At 66.6% G+C, this 13,141-nt stretch carries 11 protein-coding genes and 1 tRNA gene; 10 read left to right on the top strand and 2 right to left on the bottom strand.

All coding sequences use genetic code 11. The annotated features are described in order from the left end of the window. Positions 1-26: 26 nt before the first annotated feature. Positions 27-299, bottom strand: coding sequence for a Trm112 family protein (locus KK141_RS16440; protein WP_214572217.1), 273 nt, complete (start codon positions 297-299; stop codon positions 27-29). A gap of 61 nt (positions 300-360) precedes the next feature. Here KK141_RS16440 and purE point away from each other — a divergent pair, with 61 nt between their 5' ends. Further along, complete coding sequence (purE, locus tag KK141_RS16435; RefSeq protein WP_214572216.1) at positions 361-864, top strand: 5-(carboxyamino)imidazole ribonucleotide mutase; 504 nt, start codon at positions 361-363, stop codon at positions 862-864. Further along, positions 861-2,015 carry a 5-(carboxyamino)imidazole ribonucleotide synthase gene (locus KK141_RS16430; RefSeq protein ID WP_214572215.1) on the top strand — a complete coding sequence of 385 codons (1,155 nt, stop codon included), beginning with the start codon at positions 861-863 and terminating at the stop codon, positions 2,013-2,015. The genes purE and KK141_RS16430 overlap by 4 nt, the downstream gene beginning before the upstream one ends. 73 nt (positions 2,016-2,088) lie before the next feature. On the opposite strand, the gene sodB is transcribed toward KK141_RS16430, so the two are convergent. Then, positions 2,089-2,667 carry a superoxide dismutase [Fe] gene (sodB, locus tag KK141_RS16425; RefSeq protein ID WP_214572214.1) on the bottom strand — a complete coding sequence of 193 codons (579 nt, stop codon included), beginning with the start codon at positions 2,665-2,667 and terminating at the stop codon, positions 2,089-2,091. 117 nt (positions 2,668-2,784) lie between these two features. Here sodB and grxD point away from each other — a divergent pair, with 117 nt between their 5' ends. The 8 genes from grxD (at position 2,785) to KK141_RS16385 (ending at position 13,134) form a co-directional block, all read left to right on the top strand. Continuing rightward, positions 2,785-3,111, top strand: coding sequence for a Grx4 family monothiol glutaredoxin (gene grxD, locus KK141_RS16420; protein ID WP_026633449.1), 327 nt, complete (start codon positions 2,785-2,787; stop codon positions 3,109-3,111). After that, positions 3,108-3,875 (top strand): SDR family NAD(P)-dependent oxidoreductase, encoded by a 768-nt coding sequence (locus KK141_RS16415; RefSeq protein WP_214572213.1) that lies wholly within the window; start codon positions 3,108-3,110, stop codon positions 3,873-3,875. The genes grxD and KK141_RS16415 overlap by 4 nt, the downstream gene beginning before the upstream one ends. 41 nt (positions 3,876-3,916) lie before the next feature. After that, positions 3,917-4,516, top strand: coding sequence for a YhgN family NAAT transporter (locus KK141_RS16410; protein WP_214572260.1), 600 nt, complete (start codon positions 3,917-3,919; stop codon positions 4,514-4,516). 131 nt (positions 4,517-4,647) lie between these two features. Then, positions 4,648-6,360 carry a lysophospholipid acyltransferase family protein gene (locus KK141_RS16405; RefSeq protein WP_214572212.1) on the top strand — a complete coding sequence of 571 codons (1,713 nt, stop codon included), beginning with the start codon at positions 4,648-4,650 and terminating at the stop codon, positions 6,358-6,360. A gap of 436 nt (positions 6,361-6,796) precedes the next feature. Continuing rightward, complete coding sequence (locus KK141_RS16400) at positions 6,797-10,147, top strand: carboxypeptidase regulatory-like domain-containing protein (RefSeq protein WP_214572211.1); 3,351 nt, start codon at positions 6,797-6,799, stop codon at positions 10,145-10,147. 171 nt (positions 10,148-10,318) lie between these two features. Next, complete coding sequence (gene ppnN, locus KK141_RS16395; RefSeq protein WP_214572210.1) at positions 10,319-11,719, top strand: nucleotide 5'-monophosphate nucleosidase PpnN; 1,401 nt, start codon at positions 10,319-10,321, stop codon at positions 11,717-11,719. Between the two features lie 76 nt (positions 11,720-11,795). Beyond that, positions 11,796-11,872: transfer RNA gene (locus KK141_RS16390), tRNA-Asn, on the top strand. A 173-nt stretch (positions 11,873-12,045) separates the two neighbouring features. Continuing rightward, the gene (locus tag KK141_RS16385) at positions 12,046-13,134 is read left to right on the top strand and encodes an alpha/beta hydrolase (protein WP_214572209.1); all 1,089 of its coding nucleotides are present in this window, start codon (positions 12,046-12,048) and stop codon (positions 13,132-13,134) included. The last annotated feature ends 7 nt before the right edge of the window (positions 13,135-13,141 follow it).

Below are 13,141 nucleotides of genomic sequence, written 5' to 3'. Positions count from 1 at the left end.
TCCCGCAACCCACCATCCGGCCTAGCTCAGGCCGCCGCCGGGAAATCCCGCAGCTGGGTGGTGCCGATGCCCTCTTCGGGCAGCATCACGGGGATGCCTTCGTCGATGCGGTAGATGACCTTGCGGTCGACCGTGATCAGGCCTTCCTGCACGGAGGCCTCCACCCGGGCGCCGGCCACGTTGTCGACCTGGCCCTGGGCGATGGCGGCGTTGAGGGCGTCCAGCTCGCTTTTGCCGAGTGGCCGCACCGGGGTCTTGCTGACCGGACAGCAGAGGATGTCGAGCAGGCGCTTGTCCATGAAGGAGTCGTGTGGTGACGCGGAAAGGTCCGTACAATAGCCCCTTTTGGATGGCCGGACCATGACTTCGACAGGCAAGGCGCCGCTGGTGGGCGTAGTGATGGGCTCCCGTTCCGACTGGGAAACCATGGAGCATGCGGCCAGCGTGCTGACCGAGCTGGGCGTGCCGCACGAGGTGCGCGTGGTCTCCGCGCACCGCACGCCGGACCTGCTGTTCCAGTACGCCGAAGAGGCGCCCGGCCGCGGCATCCAGGTGATCATCGCCGGCGCCGGCGGCGCCGCCCACCTGCCGGGCATGCTGGCCGCCAAGACGCGGCTGCCGGTGCTCGGCGTGCCGGTGCAGTCCAAGGCCTTGAACGGCATGGATTCCCTGCTTTCCATCGCGCAGATGCCGGCCGGCATTCCGGTCGGCACCCTGGCCATCGGCCGCGCCGGCGCGACCAATGCCGGCCTGCTCGCGGCGTCCGTGCTGGCGCTGCACGACGCGGAACTGGCGGCGGCGCTGGACGCCTTCCGCACCCGCCAGACGCAGACCGTGCTGGACAACCCGGACCCTCGTCAGTGAGCGCGCGCCGCCAACCCGTGCTGGGCATCCTCGGCGGCGGCCAGCTGGCGCGCATGCTGGCCCTGGCGGCGGCGCCGCTGGGAGTGAAGACCCTGGTGGTGGACAGTGCGCCCGACGCCTGCGCCGCCCAGGTCGCGCCACTGCTGGCGGCGGACTGGACCGACTACGCCGCGCTGGAGGCATTCGCCCGCCAGGTCGACGTGGTCACCTTCGATTTCGAGAACGTGCCGGCCGAAACCGCGCACTGGCTGGCCGAGCGCGTGGCGGTGTTTCCCGCCCCGCGCGCGCTGGCAGTGGCGCAGGACCGGCTGGCCGAGAAGACCCTGTTCCGCGAGTGCGGCCTGGACACGCCCGCCTTCATGGCGGTCGACACCCGCGCCGACCTCGATCGCGCCCTGGCCACGGTCGGCGCGCCGGCCATCCTCAAGACGCGCCGCCTGGGCTACGACGGCAAGGGCCAGTTCCGCCTGCGCAGCACAGCCGACGCCGATGCCGCCTGGGCCGCGCTGGGCGCGCAGGCCGCCGCGCACGGCTTGATCCTGGAAGCCTTCGTGCCGTTCGAGCGCGAGCTTTCGGTGGTGGCGGTGCGTGGCCGCGACGGCGATTTCCGCACCTGGCCGCTGACGCAGAACTGGCACACCGACGGCGTGCTGTCGCTGAGCCTGGCCCCGGCGCCTGCCGTCGACGGCCTGCAGCAGCGCGCCACCGCGCTGGCACGTACGCTGGCCGAGCGGCTGGAATACGTGGGCGTGTTCGCGCTGGAACTGTTCGTCAAGGACGGCCAGCTGCTCGGCAACGAGATGGCGCCGCGCGTGCACAACTCCGGCCACTGGACCATCGAAGGCGCACTCACCAGCCAGTTCGAGAACCACGTGCGCGCCGTGCTCGGCCTGCCGCTGGGCGATACCTCGGCGCGCGGACTGTCGGCGATGTTCAACTGGATCGGCGAGCTGCCCGACGCCGCGCCGGTGCTGCGCGCGGTCGACGGCCACTGGCACGACTACGGCAAGCAGCCGCGCCCGGGCCGCAAGGTGGGGCATGCGACGGTATGCGCGACGGATGCGCAGTCGATGGCGCAGCGGCTGGCCGACCTGGCCGGTGCGCTGGAGCGCGACGCGCAGGCGGAACCTGCGGTGCGCGTGCTGGGCTGACCGGCCGCGCGGCCGGCACCATAAAAAACGGAGCCGTCGCCGGCTCCGTTTTTTTATGCAGGCCCTGGAGGGATCAGGCCAGGTTCTTGGCCGCGAACTCCCAGTTCACCAGGTTCCAGAACGCTTCCACGTACTTCGGGCGGGCGTTGCGGTAGTCCACGTAGTAGGCGTGTTCCCACACGTCGCAGGTCAGCAGCGGCTTGTCGCTGCCGGTGATCGGCGTGGCGGCGTTGGAGGTGTTGACGATGCCGAGCGAGCCATCCGGACGCTGCACCAGCCAGGTCCAGCCGGAACCGAAGTTGCCGACGGCCGACTTGGAGAACTCCTCCTTGAACTTCTCGAACGAACCGAAGGCCTTGTTGATGGCGTCGGCCAGCTTGCCGCTGGGCTCGTTGCCGCCCTTGGGGCTGAGGCTGTTCCAGTAGAAGGTGTGGTTCCACACCTGGGCGGCATTGTTGAACACGCCGCCGGACGACTTCTTGATGATGTCTTCCAGCGAGGCGTTCTCGAACTCCGTGCCCTTGATCAGGTTGTTGAGGTTGGTCACATAGGCCTGGTGGTGCTTGCCGTAGTGGTACTCCAGCGTCTCGGCGGAGATGTGCGGCTCGAGCGCGTTCTTTTCGTAGGGCAGGGCGGGGAGTTCGAACGCCATGGGAGGCTCCTGGGCGGTTGGCTGAGGAAAGTCGGGGCGGGCGCCGCGGGACGGCGGGCCGGTGCGCGACTGATACACTACCGGTCTCGCTGCATTGTAGTGATGAATCCCCGAGCTATGGACGTTAACGAGCGAATCAAGGCTGTGCTCGCCGAGCACCCCATCGTGCTTTTCATGAAGGGCACGCCGCAGTTCCCGATGTGCGGCTTCTCCAGCCGCGCCGCGCAGGCGCTGAAAGAGGCGGGCGCCGAGGTGCACGCCGTCAACGTGCTGGCCGATCCGGAAGTGCGCGCCGCGCTGCCGCACTACGCCAACTGGCCGACCTTCCCGCAGCTGTTCATCCAGGGCGAGCTGATCGGCGGCTGCGACATCGTCGAAGACCTCAAGGCCTCCGGCGAACTGGCGCGCATGGTGCTCGACGTCAGCGGGGCGTCGCAGGCATGACGCTGGCCAGTGTTCGTCTTCCCGCCGACTGGTCGGTGCAGCCGGGTTCGCTGGCGCACTACGTGATCCTGGTCACCGGCGCCTACGGCGGCCTGGGCAGCGCGGTGGCGCATGCCGCGGCGCGCGCGGGCGCCACCGTGCTGCTCACCGGCCGGCGCAAGCGCCAGCTCGAACAGCTCTACGACGCGATGGTGGCCGCGCAGCTGCCCGAGCCGGTGATCCATCCGCTCGATCTCGAAGCCGCCACGCCGAACGATTACCAGGCCGTCGCCGACGGCCTCGAACGCGACTTCGGCCGCCTCGACGGCATCGTCCATGCTGCCGCCAGTTTCGACGGCCTCACGCCCATCGGCATGCATAAGCCGGACGAATGGTTGCGCGCGCTGCACGTGAATGTGTCCGCGCCGTTCGCGCTGACCCAGGCCTGCATGCCGCTGCTCACCGCCGCGCCGGACAGCGCCGTGGTGTTCCTGCTCGACAACCCCGAACTGGTGCGCAAGGCGCACTGGGGCGCGTACGGCGTGTCGAAGGCCGCGACCGAGCGCTTCGTCGAGATCCTGCACCAGGAAACCGAGCACACCTCGCTGCGCGCGCATGCGCTGCTGCCGGCGCCGATGCGCACCGCGCTGCGCCGCCAGGCGTATTTCGGCGAAGACACCAGCCAGCTGCCGCTGCCGGATGCCACCGCGGAAGCGGCGGTCTATTTGCTCAGCCCGCAGGGCGCGGCGGCGCGCGGCGGCATGCTCGACCTGCGCCATGATTGAACGCATGCGCGCGGTACAGGGGAGCTGAGATGGAAACGCAGATGACCACGCTGTCGGCGGCGATCCTGCTGTTCCTGATCATGGATCCGCTGGGCAATATTCCGATCTTCCTCAGCCTGCTCAAGGATGTGGCGCCCAAGCGCCGGCGCCGCGTGATGGTGCGCGAGTTGCTGATCGCGCTGGGCGTGCTGCTGGGTTTCCTGGTCGGCGGCCAGCACCTGCTCAAGCTGCTGCAGCTGCGGCAGGAGTCGATCAGCATCGCCGGCGGCATCGTGCTGTTCCTGATCGGCATCCGCATGGTGTTCCCGCCGGCGGACGGCGGCGGCATCTTCGGCAAGTCCGGCGAAGGCGAGCCCTTCATCGTGCCGATGGCGATCCCCGGCGTGGCCGGCCCGTCGGCGATGGCGGCGCTGCTGCTGCTCACCAATACGCAGCCCGGCCGCACCGCCGACTGGGCGATCGCGCTGCTTGGCGCCTGGCTGGCGACCGCGGTGATCCTGCTGTGCTCCACGTATCTGTTCCGCTGGCTCGGCGAGAGCGTGCTCACCGCGCTGGAGCGGGTGATGGGCATGCTGCTGATCGCGCTGTCGGTGCAGATGTTCCTGGGCGGGCTGGCCGCGTATTTGCATCTTGCCGTTTGAAACGATCCGGGCAGATTTGCTCGGTACGATTTCCTCGATACAAACACCCGTGCCGAACGGCTTGCCCTTCCGGGATCACCTTGCTGTCATAATCCGCGGCGAGCATGGGCGAAGTCGTTAAGGAGACGATCATGCTAAGCGTCGAACAGACCCTCACTGAACGTCTGCCATGGCTGGCTCAGCATCCTGGTCTGCTGCGTTCGGCGGCGGGGCTGCTGGGCCGCCTCGCCGATGAAGGCGGTTTCAATCGTGTCCTCACGGCCATCGGCGAAGCCGAGGGTTTCGACTTCGTGGAGAAGTCGCTGGAAGTGCTGGGCGCGAACTACTACGTCAATCCGCGCGAGCGCGAGAACATCCCGGTCGAGGGTGGCGTGCTGGTGGTGGCCAACCATCCGCTGGGCATGGTCGATGCGATCACCCTGCTGCACCTGGTCGGTTCGGTGCGCCGTGACGTCAAGATCCTGGGCAACGACTGGCTGGCTTCGATTCCGCAGCTCAATCGCCTGATGCTGCACGTGGACGTGTTCGGCAAGGGCGCGGCTTCGCGCATGCGCGAAATTTTCCGCGCGATGGACCGCGGCGAAGCGCTGATCGTGTTCCCGGCCGGCGAAGTGTCGCGGATGCGCCCGGACGGCGTGCGCGACGGGCGCTGGTCCGACGGCTTCGCGCGCCTGGCCTTCCGCAGCAAGACGCCGGTGCTGCCGATCCACGTGGCCGCGCGCAATTCCACCATGTTCTACGGCCTGTCCATGCTGGCCAAGCCGCTGAGCACCGCGATGCTGCCGCGCGAAGCGGTGGCGCCGATCAAGCGCCGCATCGGCTTCAGCGTCGGCGCCCTGGTGGGCGCGGACGAGCTCGAACAGCGCAGCGAAGGCTCGACCCAGCGCGCCGCCAAGCTGATGCGCCGCCACGTGTACCGCGTGGGCCGCCATCGCGGACTGATCTTCGGCGGGCAGGCGCCGATCGCGCATCCGGAACCCACCGAGCGCGTGGTGGCGGATCTCGCCGCGCGCGCCGAAAAACTCGCCGACCTCAACGACGGCAAGCAGGTGCTGCTGCTGCAGGGCGCCACCGACAGCGCGGCGCTGCGCGAGATCGGCCGCCTGCGCGAGCTCACTTTCCGCCGGGTCGGCGAGGGCACCGGCGCGCGGCGCGACCTGGACGTCTACGACCCGCATTACGAGCACCTCGTGCTGTGGGATCCGAAGGCGCTGCGCATCGTCGGCTCGTACCGCTTCGGCCACGGCGGCAAGATCATTGCCGAGCGCGGCATGAAGGGCCTCTACACCTCCAGCCTGTTCAATTATTCGCCGGCGCTGGAATCGCGCCTGTCGCAGGGCCTGGAGCTGGGCCGCAGCTTTATCGCGCCGGCCTACTGGCGTTCGCGCGCGCTGGACCAGCTGTGGCAGGGCATCGGCCTCTACCTGCAGCGCCACGCGGACCTGCGCTATCTGTTCGGCCCGGTCAGCATGTCGGTGAGCCTGCCGCGCGAGGCGCGCGAGTGGATCGCCGCGGCGCACCAGCATTATTTCGGCGTGACCGGCCTGGCCGCCGCGCGCCAACCGTTCGTGATTTCGCCGGCGGTGATCGACCTGGTGCGCGCCGCGCTGGAAGGCCTGGATCCGGCCGCTGGCCTGGGCAAGCTCAAGCACCATCTGGATGCGCTGGGCGTCAGCTTGCCGGTGCTGTACCGCCAGTACGTGGACCTGGTGGAGCCGGAAGGTGTGCAGTTCCTCGATTTCGGCGAAGACCCGAGCTTCTCGGGCTGCGTCGACGGCCTGGTCATGCTCGACCTGGCCACTTTGAAGCCCGCCAAGCGGGCGCGTTACCTGGGTAAATCCTAGGGAAAGTTCTTATGCCGTAGCCCTAGTCAGGCTGCTAGCCTGACTTAAGCTTTCGTTGGTCCGTCATGTGCCGTGGCCCGGCCGGACCCCAGGGGACGAAAGCCGGTGGTCGCTGTACCTCTGCTGTCAAGTACCTGTTTTCACGTCACTTGTGTCGCGCTCCACTACAGTGGTATGGGGTGGTGCAGAGATAAAAAGGACGTGAAACCGTTACATAAGTGTCATAGAATGCCGTTAAAGTCCGTTTAACACTTTGTTGGCAGGCGGGGCGGTCTCGCCACAAGAAAGCAGCACCAAGCAAAGCTTCGGACAGCTACAAAACATTCCGGGGAAACCAATCTGCGTGGAACAACTGCCTGGCTGGAGCCGGGCATCGGCATTTTTGGTTTCCGCTCGTCAGATTTTTTTAAGTTGCGCGCCCAAGGGGTCAATCACAGTGAATAGCCGAATTCGTGCCAAGGTCCTGCCGTTTGCGATCGCGTCGATGCTCGCCATGTCGGTGCCGGCGATCGCCCAGGACACGTCCTCCTCCATCAGCGGCCGCGTGCTCGATGGCAATGGCCAGCCGGTTGCCGGCGCCACCGTGCAGATCGTGCACGAGCCGTCGGGCACCACCAAGACCGTCACCACCGACGCCAATGGCCGCTACGCCTCCTCGGGCCTGCGCGTGGGCGGTCCGTTCGACGTCAAGGTGACCAAGGACGGCCAGACCACCGAGCAGGACAACGTCTTCCTGCAGCTGTCGCAGGACACCGCGGTGAACCTGACCGTCGGCGCCGCCATCGCCGCCAAGAACCTGGAGGGCGTGACCGTTTCCGCCACGGCCGGTTCGCAGCTCTTCACTTCCGAGAACAAGGGCCTGTCGACCAACGTGTCGCAGCGCCAGCTCAAGATGACCCCGGCGCCGAGCGGCAACATCGCCGACATCGCCCGCCTCGATCCGCGCGTGAACGTGGACCACGTCACCGGCGCGATCTCGGCCAACGGCCAGAACGCCCGCCTCAACAGCATCAAGGTCGACGGCCTCGGCGTGGGCGACCCCTTCGGCCTGAACGGCAGCGGCCTGCCGACCGTCGGTTCGCCGATCGCGATGGACACCATCGAGGAATACTCGATCTCCACCGCCAACTATGACGTGACCTCCGACTCCGTCGGCGCCGAAATCAATGCCGTCACCAAGAGCGGCACCAACGATTTCCACGGCTCGGTGTACTACACCTACAAGAACACCGACGACATGGTCGGCAAGGCCGGCTGGCTGAAGACCAACCGCGACTACACCGAGTTCGACACCAACTGGAAGGCGGGTGTCACCTTCGGCGGTCCGATCATCAAGGACAAGCTGTTCTTCTTCGCCAGCTACGAAAAGGAAAAGGTCACCGGCCTGAGCTCGGGCGCCGCCAACGGCCTCGACAGCACGCTGACCGGCGGCTCCACCGCCAACAAGATCTCGCCCAGCGACCTGGCGCGCATCACCAATGCCGCGACCCGTCTCGGCCTGGTGCCGGGCAGCCTCGGCGCCGACGCCGGCACCCTGGACGACAAGCGCTACCTGGCCAAGCTGGACTGGAACATCACGGACCACCACCGTGCCAGCTTCGCTTACCAGCGCACCAAGGAATTCAAGCCGAATCCGCAGGGCAACGCCACCAACTCGATCGGCCTGAGCAGCTACTGGTACAACGTCGCCACCGACAACAAGAACTACACGCTGCAGTTCTTCGATGACTGGAGCGACATCTTCTCGTCGGAGACCAAGCTCTCCTACAGCGACTTCTACCTGCACCGCACGGTGTCCACGCAGCAGCCGATGATCACGGTGCGCGCGAGCAACACTACCAGCACGTCCGCGCCGACGGTGAACCTGGGCGAAGACCAGTTCAGCCACTACAACTCGGCCAAGGTGAAGGACCTGAGCGCGTTCTGGGCCGGCACGCTGTACCTGGGCGACCACACCGTGAAGGGCGGCCTCGACTACAGCCGCAACCGCATCTACAACCTGTTCGGCCGTACCGAGTTCGGCGCGTACACCTTCAACAGCATCCCGGCGATCGAGCAGGGCCTGTACTCCAGCTACAGCCTGTACCAGCCGGCGCCGGGCTACGACATCAACGGCATCGCGGCGAAGTGGGAACTGCGCGAGCGCGACGTGTTCCTGCAGGACACCTGGCAGGTCAACAACAACCTGTCCGTGCAGTACGGCTTCCGCGTCAATCACTACATGACCGACGACAAGCCGCTGTACAACGCCACGTTCCAGCAGCGCTTCGGTTTCAGCAACGCCGGCACCATCAATGGCAGCACCCTGGTGCAGCCGCGCTTCTCGTTCAACTACACCTTCGACACCGAGCTGAAGACCCAGCTGCGTGGCGGCGTGGGCCTGTTCCAGTCCAGCCCGCCGACCGTGTGGATGACGAACCCGTACCAGAACAACGGTATCAACATCGTCACCTACCAGTACGACCGCCAGACCTCGGGCCTGTGCCGCTTCGGCAACAACAACAACGTGCCGTGCCCGCCGTTCAGCTCCAACCCGCTGCAGCAGAACACCTCGGGTGCCGGCGTCACCCCGCAGATGGCGGTGGACTCGATCGATCCGAACTTCCAGCTGCCGAGCGTGTGGAAGGCTTCGCTGGCGATCGACCGCGAGCTGCCGTGGTGGGGCGTGATCGCCACCGCGGAATACCAGCGCCTGGAAACGCGTAACGGCATCCTGTACCAGAACCTCAACATCGGCGCCCCGTCGGGCATGCTGCCGGACGGCCGCTTCACGTACTACGGCTGCATCGGCGGCGCGCAGTCGGTCGGCGGCGGTACCGGCGCAGCTTGCGGCACCAACCCGAACGGCACCGTGACCGGCGGCGCGATCGTCAACAACTCGCGCATCCGTTCCGACGCCCGCTTCGCCCAGGGCGTGACCTACCTGACCAACACCAGCAAGGGCAAGGCCGAGTCGCTGACCCTGTCGCTGAGCAAGCCGTTCTCCGACAGCTGGGCCGCCAGCCTGAGCGTCACCGGCTCGCACGCCACCGAAGTGAACCCGGGCACCTCCAGCCAGGCCACCTCGAACTTCAGCAACAGCGCCTGGACCAACCCGAACGAAGACGTCGCCTCGACCTCGAACACCAACGTGCCGCTGCGCGTGAATGCTTCGGTGGCCTGGTCGCACAACTTCTTCGGCAACTACGCCACCACCGTCAGCCTGTTCTACGACGGCCACAAGGGCGTGCCGTACAGCTGGGTGTTCGGCAACGACGCCAATGGCGACTCCTACTCGCGTAGCGACCTGGTCTTCATCCCGAACCCGGGCCAGGTGATCATCTCGGCGCCGACCCCGGCCCAGGCCGCGAAGCTGGAGCAGCAGTTCTACGCGTTCATCAAGAGCGACGACTACCTGCGCGACCACCAGGGCAAGATCGCCGGCCGCAACGCCGCCAAGTCGGCCTGGGTCAACCAGCTCGACCTGAGCTTCAGCCAGGAAGTACCGGGCATCTTCAAGGGCAACAAGGGCGAGATCCGCCTGGACATCTACAACGTCCTGAACCTGATGAACGACAAGTGGGGCCAGCAGAACTACGTCGGCTTCCCCTACACCCGCACGCTGGCGAACTTCGCGGGCGTCGACAAGGCCACCGGCAAGTACATCTACACCCTGCCGACCGACGTGAACGGCAACTACCAGCCGGGCCAGAAGACGATCTACGACAGCTCCACCGACAACAGCGCGACCAAGGTCAACCCGGCCTCGCGTTGGTCCGCCATGCTCAGCCTGCGCTACACGTTCTAAGCCGGACGTTCCAAGGCAAGGCTGCTCATTGCAGACAGAAAACCGGCGTCCCTCGGGGCGCCGGTTTTTTTATGGGGGGAGGTTGACCGGCCCGGTTCGCCGGAGCCAAGCTAGCCGGCCGCCCCAGCTTGGGCGGTGTGTAGCCGCGGTTCCGCGGCCGAAGGAGATTCGATGAACGACGTTCAGGCCGGCAAGTCCGGCAAGCAGGCCACCGTCAGCGCGCGCATTTCGCCCGCCGGCGGCCTGGACATCCTGTCCCGCAACGAGGTGGCGCGCCTGCGCGACGCCAGCGGTTCGGGCATGCACGCACTGCTGCGCCGCTGCGCGCTGGCGGTGCTGACCTCGGGCAACATCAGCGACGACCCGCGCTCGATGTTCGAGCAGTTCCCCGATTTCGACATCCAGGTGCTGCAGCAGGACCGCGGCATCAAGATCGAGCTGCAGCACGCTCCGGCCCAGGCCTTCGTGGACGGGCAGATCATCCGCGGCATCAACGAGCTGCTGGTGGCGGTGGTGCGCGACATCGTCTACGTGTCCACCCAGCTGGAGCAGGGCGGCTTCGACCTGGACGACACCGTGGGCATCACCCACGCGGTGTTCGAGATCCTGCGCAACGCGCGCATCCTCAAGCCGCAGATCGACCCGAACCTGGTGGTGTGCTGGGGCGGCCATTCGATCTCGCGCGACGAGTACGAATACACCAAGCAGGTGGGCTACCAGCTCGGCCTGCGCGGCCTGGACATCTGCACCGGCTGCGGCCCGGGCGCCATGAAGGGCCCGATGAAGGGCGCCACCATCGCGCACGCCAAGCAGCGCCGCCGCGGCAACCGCTATATCGGCGTGACCGAGCCGGGCATCATCGCGGCCGAATCGCCGAACCCGATCGTCAACAACCTGGTGATCATGCCGGACATCGAGAAGCGCCTGGAGGCCTTCGTCCGCATCGGCCACGGCATCATCGTGTTCCCGGGCGGCGTGGGCACGGCGGAGGAAATCCTCTACCTGCTGGGCATCCTGCTGCATCCGGACAACGCCGGCATTCCGTTCCCGCTGGTGTTCACCGGCCCGCGCCAGTCGGCTGCGTATTTCGAGCAGATCGACAAGTTCCTCCGCCTCACGCTGGGCGACAGCGTGGCGCAGCACTACCAGATCATCGTCGACAACCCGGCCGCCGTGGCGCACGCCATGGTGCGCGGCATCGACAAAGTGCGTAACCACCGCCTGGACAACAAGGACGCGTTCTTCTTCAACTGGGCGCTGAGCATCCCGTACTCGTTCCAGATCCCGTTCCGCCCCACCCACGAGGCGATGCGCGGCCTGGCCATCCACCGCGACCGCCCGCGCCACGAACTGGCCGCCGACCTGCGCCGCGCCTTCTCGGGCATCGTCGCCGGCAACGTGAAGGAGGAGGGCGTGCGCGCGATCGAACAGCATGGCCCCTTCGACATCGACGGCGAAGCCGACATCATGCGCGCGCTGGACGAACTGCTGCAGGCCTTCGTCGTACAGCACCGCATGAAGCTGCCCGGCGGCGCGGCCTACGTGCCGTGCTATCGCGTGCTCACCAAGTAAGAACAGGAAGTTTCCGGCGCCGGGCTGTCAGGCTTGACAGCCCGGACAGCTGACTTCAAACTACGCGACTCACCCCGCCCGATTAGCTCAGCCGGTTAGAGCACTTGACTGTTAATCAGGGGGTCGTTGGTTCGAGTCCAACATCGGGCGCCATATACCGCAAAGGGCCGCGAGCAATCGCGGCCCTTTGTTTTTGTCTGCGATCGACAGGTCCAAACAAGCTCTGGCTTGGCTCGCGCTGATGCCCCGGTGCGCCGCGCGTGCCTTGCCCCGCACGGTATATTCCCGCTGAGCTGGCACATCAGCCATTACAGGGGAAGTAGACGATGACGAAGTGGAGTGCGCTGGCCCTGGGGCTGGCGGTGTTGGCGTGGGTGCCGCAGGCGGGTTGTGCCGAGGTGGCGGGCGAGGGCTTGCAGCAGAAGGTGAGCGTTTCGCCTTCGTGCAAGGGCAAGCCAGGCAAGGTCGACGACGAAGGCTTCGTCGTCATCGGCGGCATCGAGCAGTGGGTGACGGCGAAGGGAGATAGCTGCGCCAGTCCGGTGCTGCTCTTCATCAGTGGCGGTCCGGGCAATCCGCTCAGCGGTATTTCCGATAGCGTCTACGGTGCCGGGCAGCGCGACTTCATCGTCGTGCAGTGGGATCAGCGTGGTTCCGGCATGACGTATGGGCGCAGTCCTCCGGCGCCGGACGAGAAGCTCAGCATCGAGCGCATGGCCCAGGACGGCAACGAGCTGGCCGCGTACCTCGCCAAGCGCTACGGCAAGCGGAAGGTCATTCTGTGGGGCAGTTCGTGGGGTTCGATCCTCGCCGTGCATATGGCCAAGGCGCATCCGGAATTGTTCTACGCCTATGTGGGCACGTCCCAGGTCGTCAATTCCGTGGAAACCCAGGACGAGAGCTACAAGAAGCTGCTCGCACTGGCGACGAGCGCGAACGACAAGGAATCACTGGCCGTACTCGAACAAGTCGGAACGCCTCCATGGAGCGATCCGCGCAGCTTCGGAAAAGTGCGCCGGGTCATTCGCAAGTACGAAGCGAAGGTCACGCTGCCGCCACCGGACAGCTGGCATCGCGCGCCGGCCTACACCACGCCCAAGGCGGAAGCGGATTACGAAGCCGGCGAGGACTACTCCTTCCTCAACTTCGTCGGCATGCACGGCGACGGCATGCTGTCGCAGGTCGACCTGCCCAAGCTGGGCACGGACTTCGCCATCCCGGTGTACTTCATCGAAGGCGCGCACGATCTGCTGGCGCCACCGGAAATGGCGCGCCGCTATTACGAGTCGATCAGCGCGCCGGACAAGGGCTGGGTGCTGCTGGAGCACTCCGGGCATGATCCGAACCAGGAAGTGGTGGACGCCGAGTACAAGCTGCTGCGTGAGAACGTGCTGCCGCTGACCCGCGGCAAGTAGCGCGGGC

The sequence above is a fragment of the Dyella sp. LX-66 genome (assembly GCF_018599165.1).
Taxonomy (GTDB): Bacteria; Pseudomonadota; Gammaproteobacteria; order Xanthomonadales; family Rhodanobacteraceae; genus Dyella_D; species Dyella_D marensis.
Note: the sequence above shows the minus strand (reverse complement) of the source record. Positions and strands in the feature narration are given on the sequence as shown.

Coding starts and splice junctions, on each gene's coding strand:
- KK141_RS16440 (WP_214572217.1), bottom strand. CDS start 299: ATGGACAAGCGCCTGCTCGACATCCTCTGCTGTCCGGTCAGCAAGACC.
- purE (WP_214572216.1), top strand. CDS start 361: ATGACTTCGACAGGCAAGGCGCCGCTGGTGGGCGTAGTGATGGGCTCC.
- sodB (WP_214572214.1), bottom strand. CDS start 2,667: ATGGCGTTCGAACTCCCCGCCCTGCCCTACGAAAAGAACGCGCTCGAG.
- grxD (WP_026633449.1), top strand. CDS start 2,785: ATGGACGTTAACGAGCGAATCAAGGCTGTGCTCGCCGAGCACCCCATC.
- KK141_RS16415 (WP_214572213.1), top strand. CDS start 3,108: ATGACGCTGGCCAGTGTTCGTCTTCCCGCCGACTGGTCGGTGCAGCCG.
- KK141_RS16410 (WP_214572260.1), top strand. CDS start 3,917: ATGACCACGCTGTCGGCGGCGATCCTGCTGTTCCTGATCATGGATCCG.
- KK141_RS16405 (WP_214572212.1), top strand. CDS start 4,648: ATGCTAAGCGTCGAACAGACCCTCACTGAACGTCTGCCATGGCTGGCT.
- ppnN (WP_214572210.1), top strand. CDS start 10,319: ATGAACGACGTTCAGGCCGGCAAGTCCGGCAAGCAGGCCACCGTCAGC.
- KK141_RS16385 (WP_214572209.1), top strand. CDS start 12,046: ATGACGAAGTGGAGTGCGCTGGCCCTGGGGCTGGCGGTGTTGGCGTGG.